The sequence below is a fragment of the Streptomyces sp. NPDC005496 genome, assembly GCF_042872045.1.
Taxonomy (GTDB): domain Bacteria; phylum Actinomycetota; class Actinomycetes; order Streptomycetales; family Streptomycetaceae; genus Streptomyces.
This window is the reverse complement of sequence record NZ_JBIAJQ010000004.1, coordinates 546093-566430: the sequence shown is the minus strand read 5'-3', so window position 1 is coordinate 566430 and position 20338 is coordinate 546093. Positions and strand designations below refer to the sequence as shown.

The window sequence follows — 20338 nt, the reverse complement described above, 5'->3', positions numbered from 1 at the left end:
CCAGGATGCCAAGAGCGTTCTTGTCGTGGCGCGGCCGGGGCGTGTGCGTGGAGCCGGGAGTGCGGGACCGTGTGGCGGAGCCGGGAGCGCGGAGCCGTGCGCCGAGGCCGGGAGAGCGGGCGGGCGCCCGGCTCGCGGGGTCAGCTCCTCGCCGCCCGGCCCATCGACTCGACCAGCGGCAGCAACCGGTGGGGGACGCGCTCGCGCAGCACCACCTCGGTACGCGTCCGGACGACGCCCGGCAGGCTGATCAGGGACTGGATGACGTCCTCCAGGTGCGCGTTGTCCCGCGCCACCACCCGGGTCAGCAGATCACCGCCGCCCGTGATCGAGAACGCCTCGACGATCTCCGGGACGGCGGCCAGCGCGTCCCCCACGTCGTCGAGATTGCCCTGCGTCACCTCGACGTGCACGAAGGCGAGCACGGGGTGGCCGAGCGCGGCGGGGGACAGCGCGGGGGCCGTGCCGGTGATCACGCCGTCGCGCTCCAGCCGGTCGAGGCGGGCCTGGAGCGTGCCACGGGCGACGCCCAGGATGCGCGCGTACTCCCGCACGCTGGTGCGCGGCTGTTCAAGGAGCAGCCGCAGGATGCGGGTGTCGAGTTCGTCCACGGCCATGGTCCGTTGGCCTTCCTGGTGTCACGGGTGATCCCAGCCGACTGTACCAATGGCCCTGTGAACGGTGAGCCGGTTGAGCCAATGCCGTCCTGATGCTTTCCTAGGGCCTATCGATGGCGCCGCGCAGCGCAGGACAGGCAATGAAGCCGGATCCGTGCCCGCGGCGCCATTCCCATGTCCCGAGGGGAATCCCCGACGGCTGTGTCGACGAGAAGTGGGGGCGGCTGCCGCACGTGAAGAAGATGTTCAGGGCTCCGGATCCGGGACTGTTCCGGCTGCGGGTCTCGCTGCGGGCGGTGCTCGGCATCGGCCTCGCCGTGACCGTGTCGGAACTGGCGGGACTGTCGCTGCCGGCCTCGATCACGGGCGGGCTCGCGGCACTCCTCGCGCTGTTCACCGTGGGAGACGCGACAGTGCGCGGCCAGGCGGTCACCACCGCCCTGCTGCCCGTCGTCGGCTTCCCCGTCCTGGCGGTCGCGACGGCGCTGCACGGGGTGCCCGCGCTGCGCGACGCGACCTGGCTCGCGGTGGTCTTCTGCGGCGTGTACGCCCGCCGCTGGGGACCGCGCGGCCACGCGCTCGGGATCTTCGCGTTCATGATGTTCTTCACCACGCAGTTCCTGCACGCCCTGCCCGGCCAGCTGCCGCAGCTGTACGCCGCCGTCGCGCTGTCCCTGGCCGCCTCCTCGGCGGTCCGCTTCGGCGCGTGGTGCATCGAACGGCGCACCCCGTCGCCTCCCGCGCCCGCACCGCTGGACGGGCGGGGCCTCGACCGCCCGGCCACCCGCCAGGCCTTCCAGGCGACCGCCGCCTGCGCCTTCGCCGTCGCCGCCGGACCGGTCCTCTCGCACGAGCGCTGGTACTGGGCCGTCGGCACCGCCTGGTGGATCTTCGTGAACACGGCGTCGCGCGGCGAGACCCTGGTGCGCGGCTTCCGGCGCGTCGTCGGCACGGTCACCGGCATCGGCGCCGGGCTGCTGATCGCCGTCCCCCTGGACGGCGCCCCGGCGCCCACCGCGGCACTCGTGGCCGTCTGCGTCTTCGGCATCTTCTACACGGCGGCGCCCTCGTACAGCTGGATGATGTTCTTCGTCACCGTCATGGCCGGCCTGCTGTACGGGCTCCTCGGTGTCCTGCACCCGGGACTGCTGGCCCTGCGGTTCGCCGAGACCGGTGTCGGGGCCCTCGGCGCCGCGCTCGCCGTCGCGCTGATCCTGCCGATCACCACGCACGCGGTCACCGACCGCTGGGTGGAACGCGCCCTGCACGCGGTGCACGCCTGCACCGCGACGGCGGCGCGACGGCTGGCCGGTGACGCCGCCGCGGACCCCGCGCCCCGGGTCGCGGAGCTCGAAGCCCTCCTGGGGCGGGTGCGGGCGGCCCTCGCGCCGCTGGTCCATCCGCTCAATCCGCTGCGGGTGCGGAAGGCGCGGGCCCGCGAGATCCTCGCGCTGCTCGACGACTGCGCCCGCGAGGCGCGGGGGCTCGCCGCCGTCGCCGCCGACCCGGACGCCTCGCACGACGCGCGCCTGAGCGCCGCCTGCGGGCGCGTCGAGGCGGCGATGGCGACACTGGTCGGCGCCGTGCCCGAGGGCGCCGTGCCGGTCCATCCGGCAGCGCCGGGCCACCACCCGGGCGCCGAGCAGGCCCTGGCCCACCTGCACGGCCTGGAGCGAGCGCTCGCGGCCCTGGCGGGACCGCTGCGGGGTTCGCGGCTCCTCGGCGCCTGAGAGGCCGCTCGACGGCCCGCCGGGGCGCGCGACCGGCGGAACGGCCGTCCTGACACCTCCGGCCGTTCCGCGGCCCGCCGAGGCGCGCAGGCACGGCGAGGCGCGAGCCGGCGGACACCGCCGTACGAACACCTCCGGCCGCCGTACGCCCTGGCCGTGGACGGCGATCGGCGACCGACGTTCAGCTCGGGGGGCGGGGGACCGGTGCCAGGGGCGCCGGGAACGGCGGTCGGTCGCAGTCGCCGGACGCTCGGTCGCCGCCGCCGGCGCTCGCAGCGGGATCTCCGTCGCCGCCGACCTTGTCGGGCGGCCCCTCGGCCGGACGCGTGGCGCCTCGGTCGGCGTACGCCCTGACCGTGGACGTGGACTGGCGTTCGGCTCGTGGGGCGTGGCGGGTGCCTCGGGGACGACGGTCGGTCGCAGTCGCCGGACGCCTGCGTCGGCCCTTGCGCGCGGGACCCCCGCCGCTGACCCAGCCGGGGCCCCTCGGCTGGACGTGCGGTTGACTCCGTCGGCATTCGCCCTAACCGTGTACGGCGACCGGCGTACGGCTCACGGAGCGGGACTGGTGCCTCGGGAACGTCGGTCGGTGGCGCTGGCCGGACGCGCGGCTGCTCCGCCGACCCTCGCCCGCGCGATCCCCGTAGCCACAGAGCTACCCGGCGGCCCTTCGGCCGGACACGCGGTCGCTCAGCCAACCCTCGCGCGCGGGATCCCCACCGCTGACCCAGCCGGGGCCCCTCGGCCGGACGCCCGGACGTCTCCGTCGCGGGACGCCCCAGGCGGTGGACGAGGACCGGCGTACGGCGTACGGCTCGCTGGGCGGGGGCCGGTGACACGGCTGCCGGGAACGGCGGTCGGGCGCGGTCGCCGCCGCCAGCGCTCGCCCGCGCGATTCCCGTAGCTACCCGGCGGCCCTTCAGCCGGACGCACGGTCGCTCCGCCAACCCGCGCACGCGAAATCCCTGTCGCCGCTGACCCAGCCGGGCCCCCTCGGCGGGACGCTTGGTCCTCTCCGTCGCCGGACGCCCCAGGCGGTGGACGGGGACCGGCGTACGGCGTAGGGCTCGCTGGGCCGGGGGCCGGGGGCAGGTGACACGGGTGCCGGGAACGGCCGGTCGGGCGCGGTCGCCGGACGCGCGGTCGCCGCCACCCTCGCCCGCGCGATCCCCGTCGCTGCTCACCCACCGGGTGATTCCTCGGCCGGCGGCTCGGTCGGCTCCGGCGGCGTACGCCCTGACCGGCGACCGGCGACCGGCGACCGGCGCACGGGTCACGGAGCGGGGCCGGTGCCCCGGGAGCGGCGGTCGGTCGCGCTCGCCGTACGCGCAGTCGCTCCGCCGGCCTCTCGCCCGCCCGACCTCAGTCGCCGTCGGCCTCTCCGCCGGACGCGCGGTCGCTCCGCCGGCCCCCGCGTGCGGGATCCCCCTTGCGGCCGGACCACCCGGCGGCCCGGCGGCCGAGCGCAGGCGCTTCCGGCCGTCGTCGCAGGGGGCCTCGGACGGCTGGCCCCAGCTTGGTCTAGACCGATGGACCCCTGCTGCTACCGTCGCCCCGGACAGCGCAGAAGGCGAGAGGGGACGGCAGTGACAGACGGCGTCAGGCGGCAACCACGGGCGTTCATCGGGTCGTTCACGGCGGCGGGTGGCCACGGTGTCCTCACCGCGGCCATGGACGAACAGAGCGGCACGCTGACGGTTCTGAGCGCCGTGGACGGCGTACCCGATCCGTCGTACCTCGCCCTGTCACCCGACGGCGGCACGCTCTACACCGTCAGCGAGACCTCCGACGGCGCGGTGGCCGCCTTCCGCGTGACGGGCGACAAACCCGAACTCACCGGGCCGCCCGTGCCGGTCGGCGGCAGCGGACCCACCTACCTCAGTCTCCTCGACGGCCACGTCCTGACCGCCAACTACGGTTCGGGCAGCGTCACCGCCGTACCCGTCCGCGCCGACGGGAGGCTCGCCGACGCCCCCTCCGGCGTGTTCACGCACACCGGCTCCGGCCCCCACACCCCGCGCCAGCAGGGACCGCACGCCCACCAGGTGCAGCCCGACCCCAGCGGCCGCTGGGCCGTGAGCGTGGACCTCGGCACGGACTCGGTGCGGGTGTGCGCGCTGGACGGCGGAACCCTCGCCCTGCACCGCGAGACGGCGCTTCGGCCCGGCTCCGGACCCCGCCACCTGGCCTTCCACCCGCGCGGCGAGCACGCCTACGTCGTGAACGAACTCGCGCCCACCGTCACCGTCTGCCGCTGGGACGCCGCCGAGGGCACGCTGCGGCCCTTCGGCGAGACCTCCGTGCTGCCCAGCTCCCCGGACGGCGACGCGTTCCCGTCCGGCATCGCCGTCTCGCCCGACGGGCGGTTCGTCTGGATCGCCACCCGGGGCGAAAACGTCCTCTCCGTGCTCGCGCTCGACGGGGAGGAACTGCGCCTGGTCGCCACGGTGCCGTGCGGCGGCACCTGGCCGCGGGCGATCGCCCTGCACCCCTCGGGGCGCTTCCTGTACGTCGCCAACGAGCGCTCCGGGGACGTGACCTGGTTCGCGGTCGACCCCGCCACCGGGATGCTCCGCAAGAGCGGCTCGATCGAGGCGCCCGCGGCGTCCTGCGTGGTGTTCGGCTGACCCGCCCTCTCCCGGTCGGCCGCCCGGCCCGGCGCACGGCGAAGGGCCCGTTTCGTGGAAACGGGCCCTTTCGGCGTCCGATGTGCGGGTGACTCCTGCCGGCGGTCGCGCGAGTCCGCTGGACCGGCCGGACAGCTCTAGCGGGCCGGCGCGCCCTGCGGCTGCTGTGGAGCGATGCCCAGCGCAGTCGTGTACTTGGCCAGGGCGAGCTTGCCGATCGCCGGGTACGGGCCGAGCGCCTCGGCGGCGGAGCAGCCCGCCTCCTTGGCGGCCGCGTCGAGCAGCCCCGGGTCCAGCTCGGGGCCGATCAGGTACGGCGCGAGCGCCAGCTGCTGGGAACCGGAGGAGCGCAGCTGCTCGGCGATCGCCGCGATGGAGCCCTCCTCGTCGAGCGCCGCGGCCATGACCGGCACCGCGAGACGGGCGGCCAGCAGCATGCCGGTGATCCCGGCCGCCTGCACGGCCTCCTCGCCGCCCACCGACGCGAGGATGATGCCGTCCGCCGCGGTCGCCACGGTGAACAGCCGGGCACGGTCGGCGCGCGCCAGACCAGCCTCGGACAGGCGCACGTGCAGCGCCTCGGCGAGCAGCGGGTGCGGGCCGAGCACGTCGGTCAGGTCGGCCGCGACGCGGCTCTCCATGACGGCCTGGCGGATGCGGCGCAGCAGCGCGTTGTCGGGGCCCGCGAGCAGCGGCACCACGACGGCCACCGGGCCGTCGGGCTCGGCCACGTCCGCCCCGGCGGCGCGCGCCTGCTCGAATCGGGCCGTGCGCTCCTCGGCGGCACGGCCGAGAACGGACTGCAGGGTGGGGAACTCGGCGTCGTCGCCGTCCAGGTACCCGATCCGGGCGTCGAGGCCGGGGAGCTCGGAGCGGGCGATGCTCACGACCTCCTCGGCGAGGCTGCGCGTGGCGGCACTGGGAGTGCCCGGCAGCGCGAGGACGAGCGCGGGCGCGCCCTCGGGAGCCGCCAGCGGTTCCGGGCGGCGGTGCCGCCCGGGCTGGCGGGGTCGCGGCATTCGTACTGGCAGGCCGGACGCGGGCCCAGTGGGGGAGCTCATGGCGCCGCATGTTACTGGCTTCCTGGGCTCCCCTGTTCGGGGAGGGTGCAGGTGAGCGGTATCCGTCCGCTTTTGTCGCATGAGTTACGTACAGATCAGAAATGATCACTACGGCCCGTCTTGACGAGGCCGCCACAACCACCACGGAATCCAGACCTCGCACATCGGGCGAAGAGCGTCAACCGGCCGTCTCGGACACCACGTGCAGCAGACGCTCGTCCGGCGCGAGCGCGAGGTCGCCGCGGACGAGGTCGATCGCGATGATCATGGCGCCGTGCAGGGGGTCCCCCGCGGCCGGTACCGGGCGGGCGTGCGGCAGTTGCGCCGCCAGCTCCTCCCGCAGCGGTACGAGGAGCGGGTCCCCCATCTTGAACAGGCCGCCGGTGAGCGCGACTTGCGCCTCCTCCGTCTCCGGGCAGACCGCGGCTGCGGACTCGGCCATGTGCCGGGCCGCCGCCCGCAGGATCTCCGCCGCCACCGGATCGGCGCCCGCGGCCGACGCCACCTCGGGAGCGAAGGAGGCCAGCACCGCGGGCCGGTCGGTTCGCGAGTACAGCCTGCCCGGCAGCTCCGGCACCGGCCCGAACCGTTCCTCGACGCGTGCCAGCAGCGTCGCCGAACCTCCGCGCCGACCGTCGAAGGCTCGCAGCGCGGCCTCCAGTCCGGCCCGCCCGATCCAGGCTCCGCCCCCGCAGTCGCCCAGCAGATGACCCCAGCCGTCCGCCCGGCGCCAGCTCTTCAGGTCCGTCCCGACGGCGATCATGCCCGTGCCGGCGGCGATCACCGCGCCCGGCCGTCGGCCGAGCGCTCCCGTGTACGCGGTGACGGCGTCGGCCGCCAACACCACGCGCCGCACGCCCAGTTCACGTTCCAGGGCGGACGGCAGCCGGGCCCGCAGATCGTCCCCCAGGGTGGCGAACCCCGCCGCGCCGAGGGCGACCGCCCCCAGCTCCGCGACGCCGGAGTCCGCCATCAGCCGCCGCGCCATCGGCAGCAGTTGCTCCAGCAGGTGATCCGCGTCGATGCCTCGCGGGCCGGTGCGCACCGGTTCCGCGGACGTCAGCGGTCCCGGCAAGCCGGTGCCGGCGTCGGCCGGGGCACCGAGCACGGCCCGCATCCCGGAGCCGCCCGAATCCACGGCCAGCACTCCGGACACGGGGCCGGGGCGGCTCACGGCAGTCGCCAGTCCACGGGCTGCGCGCCCTGCCGGCTCAGGAGGTCGTTGGCGCGGCTGAAGGGGCGCGAGCCGAAGAAGCCGCGGTCCGCGGACATGGGGGAGGGATGCGCGGACTCGATCGAGGGGAGGTCCCCTAGGAGCGGACGCAGATTGCGGGCGTCCCGGCCCCACAGGATCGACACCAGCGGCCGTCCACGGGCCGTCAGCGCGCGTATCGCCTGTTCGGTGACCTCCTCCCAGCCCTTGCCCCGGTGGGCCGCGGGACTCCGGGGCGCCGTGGTGAGCGCCCTGTTGAGGAGCAGGACTCCCTGCTGCGTCCAGGGCGTGAGGTCGCCGTTCGACGGCTGCGGGACCCCGAGGTCGGTGGTGAGTTCACGGAAGATGTTGATCAGACTGCCGGGCAGCGGCCGTACCTCCGGCGCGACCGAGAAGGACAGCCCCACCGCGTGTCCCGGAGTGGGATAGGGGTCCTGCCCGACGATGAGGACGCGGACCTCGCCGAAGGGCTGCTGGAAGGCGCGCAGGACGTTCGGTCCCGCCGGGAGGTAGGTGCGTCCCGAGGCGATCTCCGCGCGCAGGAAGTCACCCATCTCGGCGATCCGCCCGGCGACGGGTTCCAGGGCCTTCGCCCAGCCCGCTTCGACGATTTCATGCAACGGTCGTGGTGCCACGGGCGTCACCCTACTGCCGTACAGGCGGCGGCGATCAACCGGTCACCGTGGGACGGCCGCAGGACGACCGGAGACGACCGAAGCCGACCGCCGGACGGCGAGACGGGTCGCGAGACCGCACGACGAGCGCGCGGAACCGGTCCGCCCACCCGCCTCTTCATGACCCCGCCCGCATCCCGGCCGCCCCGCCGCGCCCCCCGCCCACATCCCGGCCTTCCCCCGTCTCTCCGTGCCCCCTGCCCAGGTCCTGACCGTCCCGCCTTCCGTGACCGCCGCCCACGTCCCGGCCCGCACATCCCTCCGCGACCCCGTCCACGTCCCGCCCCTCCCGTCTCCCCGCGCCCACGCCCACGTCCCCCCCGCCTCTCCGCGCCCGCGTGCCGACCATCCCGGCGCACCGGTACACCGCCGGACGGGATGCACAGCCGCGGGCACCGTCCGGGAGGGCGGGCCGGCGGCAGCTCAGTCCACCACCGCCGCCCGGACACACAGCACGTCCGGCAGATGCGCCGCCAACTGCTGCCAGCTGTCGCCGTCGTCGGAGGAGGCGAACACCTCGCCGTTGCGATTGCCGAAGTACACACCCGCCGGGTCCGCGTCGTCGGTGCACAGGGCGTCGCGCAGTACCGTGCCGTAGTGGTCCCCGTCGGGGAGGCCGGCCACCAGGGGCTCCCAGTTCTTGCCCGCGTCCGCCGTGCGGAAGACCCGGCAACGCCGGTCCGCAGGGACCCGGTCCGCGTCGGCGTTGATCGGGAAGACGTACGCCGTGTCCCCACGGTGCGGATGGGCGGCCACCGCGAACCCGAACGTCGACGGCAGCCCCGCGCCGATGTCCGCCCAGTGCGATCCCGCGTCGTCGCTTCTGTAAACACCCCAGTGGTTCTGCAGGTACAACCGGTCGGGATTCGCCGCGTCCCGCGCCACCTTGTGCACGCACTGGCCGAACTCCGGGTTCGGATCCGGCAGGAACACCGCCGAGACACCGGAGTTGGACGGCTCCCAGCTCGCGCGGCCGTCGGTCGTGCGGAACACCCCCGCCGTGGAGACGGCGACCGTCACGGCCTGCGGGTCGCGCGCGTCCGTGAGGATGGTGTGCAGTCCTTCACCGCCGCCTCCCGGCACCCACTTCGATCGGGTCGGGTGCTCCCACAGCGGACGTACGAGCTCGAAGGTCTCCCCCCGGTCCTCGGAGCGGTACAGCGCGGCCGGTTCCGTGCCCGCGTAGACCACGTCCGGCTCGGCGGCCGCGGGGTGCAGCTGCCAGACCCGCTCCAGCGAAGCCCCGGTGTCCTTGGGGAACTTGACGGCCGGCTGGGCGGGCTCGGTCCACGAGCGGCCGAGGTCGTCGGAGTGGAAGACGGACGGGCCCCAGTGCGCGCTGTCCCCTCCGGCCAGCAGCCTGGGCGTCGGCCCGCGGGTGTCGATGGCGATCGAGTAGACGGCCTGTGCGTTGAAGTAGGGACTCTCGTCGAACTCCCAGACGCCGCCCCGGCGGCGTCCGACGAAGAGACCCTTCCGTGTACCTACCGTGAGCAGTACGTCGGCCATGCCGACCACCTCCGCGACGTCGTTGTCCCAGCACCGGTCAGTCTGCACCCCGGCACTGACAGTCACCTCTGGACGGGCATCACCGCAGGTCGGAACGTGGTGTCGAGGGGCGCGAGGCACTCGTGGAGACGCCCGCCGGTCCGCTCGGGCCGACGTGTCCGCGATACAGGGGCGGAGGCAGGCATGAGGTCCGGGAGTTGGAGCATCTGTATGAGCATCGACGAGACGGCACCCGTATGGGACGGCGGTCCGTCATGTCCCTGACTCCATGAGGAGGATGCCCCGATGACGGCATTCCGTGGTCCGAAGGTGTGGTTGTGGCGCTGGCGGCGCAACCCGCTGCGCCGGCCCAGTGACACGCTGGAGGCCTGGATCCTGCTCGTCGCCTCGGTCGTCACGGTGCTGTGCGGGGTGTTCACGGGGCTGGCCGTGGCGCGGTCCGTCGAGAACGGCCTCGCCCGCGAGCGCGTGGAGTGGCGGCCCGTCACGGCGACGGTCACCGAGGACGCGCCGCGGATCAAGACCGCCGCGAGCTCCTCCGGCGCCGACCGGGTGTGGGCGGACGTCCGCTGGAGGGCGAACGGCTCGGCGCACGCCGGGCAGGCTCGGGTCGAGTCCGGCAGCGCGGCGGGCACCCCCGTCACGGTGTGGATCGACCGGGGTGGCCGCCTGGTCGCCCAGCCCGTCTCCGCGGCGCAGGCGCGGCTGCGCGCGTCGCTGGTCGGCACCCTGGCCGGGGTGGGCGCGGCGGCGGTGCCGTTCGCCTCCGGGCAGCTGGTCCGGGGCCGGCTGGAGCGGCGCCGGATGGCCCAGTGGGACGAGGAGTGGGCACGCTTCGGGCCGCTGTGGGGCCGCAAGACTAGCTGAGCACGACGGCCCCGGTCGGGACCCTCCCCGGCGAGTCCGTGCCCACCGGCAGCCTCAAGCGCCGCCGTCCTGGCGAGCTCCCTGTCGTCCGTCCTCCACCGCCTCCCGACAGGCCCGCAGCAGCTGTTCGTCCTCCAGGATGTCGTGGCTGCCGAAGCCCCCGGAGCGTGCCCTGTGCCGTCGCGGGTTGGTGAGTTCGGCGTGCGGGAGGTCGTGCAAGGGCGCTCCGGCCGAGCCCAGTTCGGCGAGGCAGCTCGCGATGGTGCCGCGTGTGTACGCGTTCTCCAGCCATGCCGCGCGGAACACCGGGAGGACTGCCTCCGCGTCTCCGGTGACCCGCCACAGCGCGCAGGCCGCGGTCGTCCGCTCCCACACGTCGTCGGAACCGAGCATGCGAAGCAGGGCGGACGAGGCGGAGCGGGCCGGCCTGCCCAGGCGGCCCAGCGCCTCGGCCGCCGCCCGTCGTCTGTGGGCCCGCTCACTGGTCAACTCCCCTGTCAGCACCGGGAGTACGGCATCGGGGTCCCGCTCCAGCGACCAGAGGGACGCCGCCGCGGTCACCGCGCAGTCGGTGTGCAGCAGCGTACGCAGCGCCGGTATCGCGTCCGGGTTCCCGAGCTCGCCCAGGGCGTGGGCGGCACCTGCCAGGAGCGGGTCCCTGTTGCGCAGGCCGCCCGGTGCCAGGTGCACCAGCCGCAGTACGTCCGGTGCGGCGGCGCCGTCTCCGAGGGCGGCCAGCGCCGTGAGCAGCGGCGCCGCGCGATCGTACGTCTCGGGGGAGTCGACGGGAACGTCGGCGAGCCGGGCCCGCAACAGGGGGGGCCAGGGCGGTGGCGGCCGGCCCCGCGTACGGGATCACGTATCCGATGTCCTTGGGTACCTCGGGCAGTTCCAGCACCTCGGCCAGGAGGGGGACGGCCCGTGGATCGCCCGTCCTGGCCAGGGCTTTGAGAGGTCCGCCGAGGGAGGGCGCGCCCCGCTCCCAGTGCCGCACCCGGGATTCGGGACGGGCCGCGGCGAGCTCCGCGAGGTGGTCGGCGGCCGGGACGGCCAGAATGAAGAGGTCCTCCAGGACGGACACCGCGGCGTCGCGCAACCGCTCGTCGTCCGCGCGGAGTTGTTCCCCGATGAGGGTGACCGGTTCGTCGAAGGACGCCCGCCATTCGCGGAACAGCCCGGCGGACATCCATACGGCGTTGCACCGGTCGGTGGCGTCCGGGCTCGTCAACTGGCCTTCCAGCAGGGCGATCCGGTCCCCGACGCGCCCGCCGAGCGCGGTGTGCAGCGTCCGCAGGAGCTGGGAGCCCTCCTCGTCGGCCGGACGCAGTCGCCGGAGGTGGCCGATGAGTGTGTCCGTCTCGGGCCGCTCGGGCTCGTCCGGCGCTCGGAGCTGCCGCGACCTCTCCCGCAGCAACTCGACGACCGTGGGCACCAGATCGGCGGGCAGGTGCTCGGGCGCGCAGCTCGCCAGCTGGCCGAGTGCGGCGAGTCGCAGCCCCGGTTCGCCGGCCGCCGCACCGATGCGCACGAGGCAGTCCACGGCGGGGGAGGCGGAGGCGGGATACAGCCGGGCGAACAACCCCAGCCCCTCGGCCAGCGCCAGGCGGACCCGGTCGTCCGTCTCCTCGGCGAGGCGCTCGCGCAACAGGTCGAGTACGCGCGCCGGTTCGCCGAGGAAGCGGACCAGGGCCGTCGGCGCCGCCCGCCGCACCTCCGGGTCCCGGTCCGTGACGAGCGAGGCGAACACGGCCGCGCCCGACCTGACAGCCGCGCGGGCCATCGCGCAGTTGTCGTCGGAGGCGGCGTACTCCTCGTCGCCGTCCTGCGGATCCACGGTTCCGCCGCCGATGCTGGCCAGCAGCTCGACGAGCCCGCCCCGGTCCGGGACGTCCTCGGAGGCGATCAGCGCGAAGAGGAAGGGGATGCAGGCGAGCGTCGAGTCGTACACGTCGCCCTGGTGGTGCACCGCCCCGTACATCCCGTCGAGCGACCTCTCGCGCTCCTCGGGCTGCGGGGAGGCCAGCCCGCGCAGCAGTGCGGGTACGTCCTCGGCGCTTCCGTACGCATGGTCCATCGAGGCCCAGTCGACCTCGTCGATCCCCCTGAACACGGCGTCCCTCCCGGACGGTCGGCGATTGATCGAGAGTGTGCACCACAGCACTGACAGTCACGTCCGGGAAGCCGAGTCGGTTGGCCGGTGCATCGGGATCGAGCCGTCGTCGCGCGGCGCCCCGCGGCCCGCCCGGCACCCCGACGCGCGTCGCGGCAGGCGGTGGACACGAGGCAGACACACCGAGGACGGCTTCACGACCCCGTCGCCACGGCGGGGAAGGAGGCCGCCAAGCCGCTGCACGAGGGTGTCGCAGGGCGGTGGCGAAGTGTGGACGTGCTGGTGAGGCGCCTATGCGGGAGGTCGCACGCCTGCCGGACGAGGTGCCGTCTGGGGGCGAGGGGGGTTCACGGCGCGGTGACGACCGGGCACGCGAAAGGAGCCGCACAGGACGGCGTGATGTTGGCCGATACACGCACGAGCGCACACCCGTGGGGCGGGTGCGGGACCGGGGCGCCGTCGGGACCGGCGGCACGGACGCGGCGGGTGACCTCGGCGGTCCGAGGTCACCCGCCGCGTCGGTCCGTCAGACGGAGCGGTGGTACTGGTCGGGCACGTGAACCTCGGCGCCGAGTTCGCGGGCCGCGAGCCGGGCGAAGGACGGGTTGCGCAGCAGCTCCCGGCCCAGCAGCACGGCGTCGGCCTCCTCGTTGGCGAGGATCTTCTCGGCCTGCTCGACGTCCGTGATCAGACCCACGGCCGCGACGGGCATCGGCGTCTCGGCCTTCACGCGGGCGGCGAAGGGCACCTGGTAGCCGGGACCGACCGGAATGCGGACTCCGGAGGCGTTGCCGCCCGTCGACACGTCGAGGAGGTCCACGCCGTGCTCGTGGAGCTGCGTGGCGAAGCGGACGGTGTCGTCCGCGGTCCAGCCGCCGTCATCGAGCCAGTCGGTGGCGGAGATGCGGAAGAACAGCGGCTTGTCGTCCGGCCACACCTCCCGCACGGCGTCCACGACCTCCAGGGCGAACCGGGTGCGGTTCTCGTACGAGCCGCCGTAGGCGTCGGTGCGGTGGTTGGAGTGCGGGGAGAGGAACCCGTTGATCAGGTAGCCGTGGGCGCCGTGGATCTCGGCGATCTCGAAGCCGGCCTCCAGGGCACGCCGGGCCGCGGCCACGAACTGGCCGGTGATGCCGTGGATCTCGTCGACGGTCAGCTCGGTGGGTACGGGGTGCCGCTCGTCGAAGGCGAGCGCGCTCGGCGCGAGCGGCTGCCAGCCGTGCCCGTCGGCACCGACCGGGGCCCCGCCCTTCCAGGGCCGTTCGGTGGAGGCCTTGCGCCCGCTGTGCGCGAGCTGGATGCCGGGCACCGTGCCCTGCGAGACGAGGAAACGCGTGATCCGGCGGAACGCCTCGACCTGCGTGTCGTTCCAGATGCCGAGGTCGTAGGGGCTGATGCGGCCCTCGGGGGAGACGGCGGTCGCCTCGACGATGATCAGGCCCGTGCCGCCGGCCGCGCGGGCGGAGTAGTGGGAGAAGTGCCAGTCGTTCGGTACGCCCGCGTCAGGTCCCGCGGGGGCCGCGGAGTACTGGCACATCGGGGGCATCCACACCCGGTTCGGGATGGTCAGATCGCGCAGGGTGTAGGGCTCGAAGAGCGCGCTCACGTCGGACTCCATTCGTCGCGGGGGGCCGCGGTACGTCTCGTACGATAGCCTTCGTAGTACGGAGGATGTCAAACTACGAGGCTTCTCGTATAATGGGAAGCGGCGGACCGGACTCCGCGTGCGTCGCCGGACGTGCGGCCCGCCCCGACGAACTGGAGCCGCCGTGACGACCGCCGCCCCCGCAGGCAGCAGCCGCGATCTTCCGCACCCCGCCAACGAGGAGATCCGGCTGGAGAGCGTGCTGCACGCCCTCTCCGACCCGATGCGGCTCCAGGTCGTGCGCGAGCTCGCCGCCGACGGAGGTGAGCTGTCCTGCTCGCGCTTCGACCTGCCGGTCACGAAGTCCACGACCACGCACCACTTCCGGGTGCTGCGCGAGAGCGGGGTGATCCGGCAGGTGTACCGAGGTACGGCGAAGATGAACGGGCTGCGCAAGGACGACCTGGACGCGCTGTTCCCCGGACTGCTCGACAGCGTCCTCGAAGCGGCGGCCCGACAGGCGGACCGGCTCCAAGGAGTCTGAGGAGCCCGTGCCTGCGATCCAACGGGGTGTGCCCGGCGGGTGGTTGGATCGCCGAGGCTCAGCACCTCGGTGAACTCCTGGTCGGTGAGCGGCGGTCGGTGAACTCCTGGTCAGTGAGCGGCAGTTCGCGCGCTCGCGGGCAGGTGGTCGACGTGGTCCCGGCCGACCGTCACGGTCGGGCCCCTGACCGTCCGCCCCGCCGAGGTGGCCGCGGGGAGCGCCGGGCGCGTTCGCCCGCCAGGGGAACGGCAGCCGCCGTCACGGCCCTTCCGTCCGGGCCGCCGCCAGCAGCGACGTCCAGTCGGGGAGCTTCACGACGCCCCGCCCGAGCGAGGCTCCCAGCTCCGCCTCCGCCCGCTCGATCGCCCGCCACCCGGCCCACTCCACCGGCGACACCCCGGCCGCCCGCAGGGCCGCGAGCGGATCACCGGGCACGTCCCGTCGTACGAGGGCGGGGGCGTCCTCGATCAGCGAGGTCACCGTCTCCTTGGCGCACGGCCGGTTGGTGCCGATGACGCCCGTCGGGCCGCGCTTGATCCAGCCCGCCACGTACTCGCCCGGAGCGACGGCGCCGTCCCGCAGGACGCGCCCCGCGAGATGCGGCACCGTGCCGCGTACGGCGTCGAACGGCAGCCCTTCGAGGGGTACGCCGCGATAGCCCACCGAGCGCAGCACCAACTGCGCCTCGATGGTCTCGTACCGCCCCGTGCCCGTGACTCCGCCGTGCCCGTCCGGCACCGTCCGCTCGAACCGCACCGCGCCCACGCGCCCGTCCACGGCGAGGAGTTCGACCGGGCGGAGGAAGAAGCGCAGCCCGATCCTGCGCCGTCCCGTCGCGGGCGGCGCCGCGGCCCAGGCCCGCATCACCTCGACGTTGCGGCGGCTCGCGGCGGGCAGGGCCGAGGGGTCGGTGTATCCGGGGTCGAGGGCCAGCTCCCGCGGATCGACCGTCACGTCGACGTCGGGCATCGCGCCCAGCTCGCGCAGTTCCTTGGTGGTGAAGCGGGCCTGCGAGGGGCCGCGGCGGCCCACCATGTGGATCTCGGTGATCTCGCTGGCGGCCAGGGCGGTGAGGGCCGCGTGCGGCATGTCCGTGGGGCTGAGTTCGGTGCTGCTGCGGGCTAGCATCCGCGTCACGTCGACGGCGACGTTCCCCACGCCGATGACGACGGCCCGGCGTGCGCCGGTCACGAAGCCGTCGGCGGTGGAGTCGGGGTGGGCGCTGTACCAGGACACGAACTCGGTCGCCGACCAGCTGCCGGGCAACTCCTCGCCGGGGATGCCGAGATGGCGGTCGGTGGCGGCGCCCACGCAGTACACGACCGCGTGGTACAGCTCGCGCAGGCGGGCCGCCGGCAGTCCACCGGGTCCCACCTGGACGCCGCCCAGGAACCGGACGCGCTCGTCCTCCAGGACCGTACGCAGATTGTTCTGGAGGGACTTGATCTTCTCGTGGTCGGGCGCCACCCCGTACCTCACCAGGCCGTACGGGCATGGCAGCCGGTCGAGCACGTCCACGCGCACCTCGGGCACCAGGCGCTGCTGGAGGAGGCTCTGGGCGGTGTAGACCCCGCTGGGCCCCGAGCCGACGACGGCGACATTCAGCACGGCGGAACTCCTTCCCGACGTCGAACGGCGAGGAGATCGCTGGTGCCTCCAGCATGGCACCGGGCGGCGCCGGGCGGGAGGGGTGCGGGGCTGCGCCGACGGGGTACGGTCCCGGCGGTCGGCATGCGAGCCTATTCGCATTGAATGTGATCATGCGGTTACGTTGCGTATGTGCTGGAAGCATCCTTTCTTAATCTTTCTGATCGAGAACGACCGGATGGCGCGGTGTCCGTGCGGCCCGCGTGGCAGGTGCGGGAGGACGGGCACCGGACGTCGTGGTTCGACGTCCGGCTCTGCTTCGGTGACGGCGCCGGGGTCGACGTCCTCGCGGTGGTCTCCCCGGAGGGCGTGTCCGTCGAGGACGTACGGGCCTGCCCGCCGCTCTCGCTCGACGACCTGACGGTGCTCGCCGAGTGGATCGAGGGCCCCCTCTTCGAGGCGTGCGGCGGCGGGTCCGCGGAGTCCCCGCAGACGCCGGCCCGCCGGGCCCGGCCCGCCTGGCCGCGCGGCACCGAGGGGCGGCGCCTGGTGGCGGAGGAGTACCGGGCGGCGCAGGAGGACGGCAAGGACCCCGTCCTCGCCGTCATGTGCGCGACCGGCCACAGCCGTCGGCGCTCGCTGCGCCTGATCGCGGGCGCCCGCGACGCGGGATTCCTCACCCCGCGCCACGCCCGCCGCTGAGCGGGCCCGTGGGCGCCACCCGCCGCGTCACATGTCGCGCATCCGGCTGATCTCGCTCGTCTGCTGGGCGATCACGTCGTCGGCCATCTCCTCGATCTGGACGTTGTTGCCCTGCGCCTTCACGTCGGTGGCCATCGTGATCGCCCCGTCGTGATGGGTGATCATCAGCTTCAGGAAGAGTTCGTCGAAGGACTTCCCGTGGGCCGCCCGCAGCTTCGCGAGCTGCGCCTCGGTCGCCATCCCGGGCATGGCCTCGTGGTGGTGGCCCGTACCCCCCTTCGAACCGCCGTGCTTTTTCAGCCAGCTCTTCATGACCGCGATCTCCGGCCCCTGGGCCGCCGTGATGCGCTCGGCGAGCAGCCGCACCTTGCCCGACGCCGCCCGCTTCGGGGCCAGTTCGGTCATCTCCAGGGCTTGGCTGTGGTGTTCGATCATCATCCGCGCGTAGGAGATGTCCGCGGAGTTGGGAGCGCCGTCGCCGGAGTTCTGCTTGCGGGCGTCCTCGGCGGAGAGCGTCTCGGCCGCCTCCCCGGGTTTTCCGGGCGCGATCACCGAAGGCCCGTTCGCCTTGGGGGACTTGGCGTCCGCGTCGGGGGAGCCGGAGTCGCAGCCGGCGAGGGCGAGTACGGCGGCGACCGTGAGCGACTCCGTGAGCAGGCACGCTCGGGACGTACGGCGAACGAGCACAACGACCTCCTGTGGCCCTGACATTGACGGACACCTCTCGGTGCTGAGGACCGTCCTAGCACGCATCGGGGTGCCGGTGATCAAAAACTTTTATTAAGGCTCCGTTGCCATCTGTTGATCTGTGCATGATGAAGACGATACTTCGGGGGTCCGTGCACCGTTCGAACCCGAACGGCGACTAGGGAGGGCACAGTGACCCTGTTGAACGATCCCCGAACCCGGCGCAGACGCCTGGGAGTTGCCGCAGCCGCGGCAGGACTCATGGCAGCGCTGCTCACGGCCGGTCCGGCGGCCGCCACCCCCGACCCCGGGGACGGCCCCGTCGCACAGGAGAAGATCTCCAAGAGCGAGGCCGCCGAGGTCAAGGCGGACATAGCGGCCGGTGAGATACCCGGACAGGACGAGGTCGTCCACTCCGACAACATCGAACACCTGGTCAACATCCCCAAGGAGACCCTCGCCGGAACCAACTCGGACCTGGCGTTCCAGGGCCACTACGCGTTCGCCGGCAACTACGACGGTTTCCGCATCTTCGACATCAGTGACCCGAAGGCGCCCAAGACGGTCGCGCAGGTGCTCTGCCCCGGTTCGCAGAACGACATCTCCGTCTCCGGGAACCTGCTCTTCCTGTCCACCGACTCCTCGCGCAGCGACAACTCCTGCAGCAGCACCACGCAGCCCGCGACCGAGAAGTCCTCGTGGGAGGGCATGAAGGTCTTCGACATCAGCGACAAGACGAACCCGAAGTACGTCGCCGCCGTCGAGACCGCCTGCGGCTCGCACACGCACACGCTGGTGCCCGAGCGCAGGAACGTCTACATCTACGTCTCCTCGTACTCGCCCAACGCGTCCTTCCCCGACTGCCAGCCGCCGCACGACGGCATCACGGTCATCAAGGTGCCGCGCAAGGCCCCCGAGAAGGCCGCGGTGGTGAACTTCCCCGTCCTGTTCCCCGGTGAGGGCCCCGACGGCGGCGGCAACCCCGGCGCGCCCACCAACCCGGGCGTCTCCAAGACCACCGGCTGCCACGACATCACCGTGCTGCCCTCCAAGGACCTCGCGGCGGGCGCCTGCATGGGCGACGGCATCCTCTTCTCCATCGAGGACCCGGAGAACCCGAAGGTCATCGACCAGGTCCAGGACAACGTGAACTTCGCGTTCTGGCACTCGGCGACCTTCAACCAGAAGGCCAACAAGGTCGTCTTCACCGACGAGCTCGGCGGCGGCGGCGCGCCCACCTGCAACGCGGCCATCGGCCCGAACCGCGGCGCCGACGGCATCTACGACATCGTCGGCCGGGGCGACCACCGCAAGCTCGTCTTCAAGGGCTACTACAAGATCCCGCGCCACCAGGCCGACACGGAGAACTGCGTGGCCCACAACGGCTCGCTCATCCCGGTCAAGGGCAAGGACCTGATGGTCCAGGCCTGGTACCAGGGCGGCGTCTCCGTCTGGGACTTCACGGACTCCACGAACCCGAAGGAGATCGCCTACTTCGAGCGCGGACCGCTGTCCACCACCACGCTCGCGACCGGCGGCGCATGGTCGGCGTACTACTACAACGGCTACATCTACTCGAACGACATCGCCAAGGGCTTCGACGTGCTGAAGCTCAGCGACAAGCGCACCGACGCCGCGAAGCGGATCCGGCTGGATGAGCTCAACGTCCAGACGCAGCCGGACTACTTCGACTGACCGGAGCGGCCCGGCCCCGACGAGTCGCGGCTCTCCGTCGCGAAGAACCGTGACAGGTCCTCGTCGTCCGTCCCGCCGGGTGCCCCGGCACCCGGCGGGATCCCCATCGTGCGGTCCAGGCCGTAGCGCTTGAACAGCTCGGCCCGCAGCACCGGCACCGGCATGGGGACACCCGGCACCAGCGCCGCGAACACGGCGCCCATCAGCAGCGCCCTGAGCATCGGATAGTCGGCGGCGGCGTCCGGTGAGCCGTGCCGGGCGACCGTCTCCCGCAGGAGCTCGGCGAGCCGCTGCTGCTCCGGGCACTGCACGAAGCCCTCGGCCTGAAGGATCCCCGCCATGTGCTGGCGCATGAGGACGGGGTGGTCCTGGGTGAGGCCCAGAATGGCGTCGATCGCCCGGGCCATCCGCTCCCGGCCGTCCTCGGTGCGCGGTTCCCGCTCCAGCGCCTCCTCCAGCGTGCGGTGCATCAGACGGTGCACGGCCGACTGCAGGAGCTGGCGCTTGCCGGGGAAGTAGTACGACACCAGACCCCGCGCTGAACCCGCGCGGTCCGCGATGTCGCCGAGCGTCGTCGCGTCGTAGCCGCGCTCGCGGACCAGTTCGACCGCCGCTTGCAGAAGCCGCTCCCGGGAACGCCGCCGCAACTCTTCATTGACCGAGGCGCTGCGCGGGGACATGCTGTAACTCCTGCGTTGACTGGCTGCCAGCCAACTATACTCAACGCGTCCGGCCAAGACCCTTCGCGGGTCCGTTCCGGGCTGCCGTCCGTCCTGGGCGACGCGGGGGATCGTCCAGGACGGACGTGCGAGGCCAGCTGTCGCACGGCCGGTGAACCGTCCCTACAGTGGGGCACGGGGGCCGAGGAGGCAGAAGGACATGGATCAAGAGCAGATCCTGGCCAGGATCACGGCCATGGTGGACGACGAGCGGCGCCTGCGGGACGCGCTCGCCTCCGGTCAGATCGACAGCGCCACGGAGAACGAACGGCTCGGCCAGCTGGAGCGCGAGCTCGACCGCTGCTGGGACCTGCTGCGCCAGCGCCGCGCCAAGACCGAGTTCGGGGAGAACCCCGACGAGGCGCAGGTCCGCCCCGCTTCGCAGGTCGAGGGCTACCAGAGCTGAGGCGG

At 73.4% G+C, this 20338-nt stretch carries 16 protein-coding genes and 1 pseudogene; 7 read left to right on the top strand and 10 right to left on the bottom strand.

The genetic code is table 11. From position 1 onward, the window contains the following. Positions 1 to 140 precede the first annotated feature (140 nt). A complete protein-coding gene (locus ACFYQQ_RS15010) occupies positions 141 to 617 on the bottom strand; it encodes an Lrp/AsnC family transcriptional regulator (RefSeq protein ID WP_355794237.1) in 477 nt (158 codons plus the stop codon). A gap of 242 nt (positions 618 to 859) precedes the next feature. Here ACFYQQ_RS15010 and ACFYQQ_RS15005 point away from each other — a divergent pair, with 242 nt between their 5' ends. Further along, entirely contained in the window at positions 860 to 2347 is a 1488-nt protein-coding gene (locus ACFYQQ_RS15005; RefSeq protein ID WP_388904786.1) for an FUSC family protein, read from the top strand. Between the two features lie 1586 nt (positions 2348 to 3933). Then, a complete protein-coding gene (locus ACFYQQ_RS15000) occupies positions 3934 to 4974 on the top strand; it encodes a lactonase family protein (RefSeq protein WP_356238507.1) in 1041 nt (346 codons plus the stop codon). Positions 4975 to 5111: 137 nt separating this feature from the next. Here the strand turns inward: ACFYQQ_RS15000 and ACFYQQ_RS14995 are convergent, their stop codons facing one another. The 4 genes from ACFYQQ_RS14995 to ACFYQQ_RS14980 all read right to left on the bottom strand — a co-directional run bounded on the left by ACFYQQ_RS14995 (position 5112) and on the right by ACFYQQ_RS14980 (position 9431). Next, on the bottom strand, positions 5112 to 6035 hold the full coding sequence (locus ACFYQQ_RS14995) for a sirohydrochlorin chelatase (protein ID WP_388904711.1): 924 nt from the start codon (positions 6033 to 6035) through the stop codon (positions 5112 to 5114). 178 nt (positions 6036 to 6213) lie between these two features. After that, positions 6214 to 7152 (bottom strand): BadF/BadG/BcrA/BcrD ATPase family protein, encoded by a 939-nt coding sequence (locus tag ACFYQQ_RS14990; RefSeq protein ID WP_355790874.1) that lies wholly within the window; start codon positions 7150 to 7152, stop codon positions 6214 to 6216. Positions 7153 to 7205: 53 nt separating this feature from the next. After that, positions 7206 to 7883, bottom strand: a complete 678-nt coding sequence (locus ACFYQQ_RS14985; RefSeq protein ID WP_355790871.1) for a uracil-DNA glycosylase — start codon at positions 7881 to 7883, stop codon at positions 7206 to 7208. A gap of 462 nt (positions 7884 to 8345) precedes the next feature. Beyond that, on the bottom strand, positions 8346 to 9431 hold the full coding sequence (locus ACFYQQ_RS14980) for an exo-alpha-sialidase (RefSeq protein WP_355790878.1): 1086 nt from the start codon (positions 9429 to 9431) through the stop codon (positions 8346 to 8348). Between the two features lie 285 nt (positions 9432 to 9716). Between ACFYQQ_RS14980 and ACFYQQ_RS14975 the strand changes: the two genes are divergently transcribed. Beyond that, positions 9717 to 10298 (top strand): hypothetical protein, encoded by a 582-nt coding sequence (locus ACFYQQ_RS14975; RefSeq protein WP_356165874.1) that lies wholly within the window; start codon positions 9717 to 9719, stop codon positions 10296 to 10298. A gap of 54 nt (positions 10299 to 10352) precedes the next feature. Here ACFYQQ_RS14975 and ACFYQQ_RS14970 read toward each other — a convergent pair. Then, positions 10353 to 12408 (bottom strand): annotated as a pseudogene (locus ACFYQQ_RS14970) (HEAT repeat domain-containing protein). Between the two features lie 526 nt (positions 12409 to 12934). Continuing rightward, positions 12935 to 14014 (bottom strand): NADH:flavin oxidoreductase/NADH oxidase, encoded by a 1080-nt coding sequence (locus ACFYQQ_RS14965; RefSeq protein WP_388904708.1) that lies wholly within the window; start codon positions 14012 to 14014, stop codon positions 12935 to 12937. 163 nt (positions 14015 to 14177) lie between these two features. Between ACFYQQ_RS14965 and ACFYQQ_RS14960 the strand changes: the two genes are divergently transcribed. Next, complete coding sequence (locus ACFYQQ_RS14960; protein WP_355796058.1) at positions 14178 to 14537, top strand: helix-turn-helix transcriptional regulator; 360 nt, start codon at positions 14178 to 14180, stop codon at positions 14535 to 14537. A 258-nt stretch (positions 14538 to 14795) separates the two neighbouring features. Here ACFYQQ_RS14960 and ACFYQQ_RS14955 read toward each other — a convergent pair whose 3' ends face one another. Then, the gene (locus ACFYQQ_RS14955) at positions 14796 to 16145 is read right to left on the bottom strand and encodes an FAD-dependent oxidoreductase (RefSeq protein WP_356238498.1); all 1350 of its coding nucleotides are present in this window, start codon (positions 16143 to 16145) and stop codon (positions 14796 to 14798) included. 225 nt (positions 16146 to 16370) lie between these two features. Between ACFYQQ_RS14955 and ACFYQQ_RS14950 the strand changes: the two genes are divergently transcribed. Next, a complete protein-coding gene (locus ACFYQQ_RS14950) occupies positions 16371 to 16826 on the top strand; it encodes a DUF6214 family protein (protein WP_355792734.1) in 456 nt (151 codons plus the stop codon). Between the two features lie 27 nt (positions 16827 to 16853). On the opposite strand, the gene ACFYQQ_RS14945 is transcribed toward ACFYQQ_RS14950, so the two are convergent. After that, on the bottom strand, positions 16854 to 17537 hold the full coding sequence (locus tag ACFYQQ_RS14945) for a DUF305 domain-containing protein (protein WP_355792731.1): 684 nt from the start codon (positions 17535 to 17537) through the stop codon (positions 16854 to 16856). Between the two features lie 168 nt (positions 17538 to 17705). On the opposite strand from ACFYQQ_RS14945, the gene ACFYQQ_RS14940 reads away from it, so the two are divergent. After that, complete coding sequence (locus tag ACFYQQ_RS14940) at positions 17706 to 19208, top strand: hypothetical protein (protein WP_356165859.1); 1503 nt, start codon at positions 17706 to 17708, stop codon at positions 19206 to 19208. Here the strand turns inward: ACFYQQ_RS14940 and ACFYQQ_RS14935 are convergent. Continuing rightward, positions 19196 to 19888, bottom strand: a complete 693-nt coding sequence (locus ACFYQQ_RS14935) for a helix-turn-helix domain-containing protein (RefSeq protein WP_355791394.1) — start codon at positions 19886 to 19888, stop codon at positions 19196 to 19198. The two genes, ACFYQQ_RS14940 and ACFYQQ_RS14935, sit on opposite strands and share 13 nt — an antisense overlap. A gap of 199 nt (positions 19889 to 20087) precedes the next feature. Between ACFYQQ_RS14935 and ACFYQQ_RS14930 the strand changes: the two genes are divergently transcribed. Further along, the gene (locus ACFYQQ_RS14930) at positions 20088 to 20333 is read left to right on the top strand and encodes a DUF2630 family protein (protein ID WP_356165856.1); all 246 of its coding nucleotides are present in this window, start codon (positions 20088 to 20090) and stop codon (positions 20331 to 20333) included. The last annotated feature ends 5 nt before the right edge of the window (positions 20334 to 20338 follow it).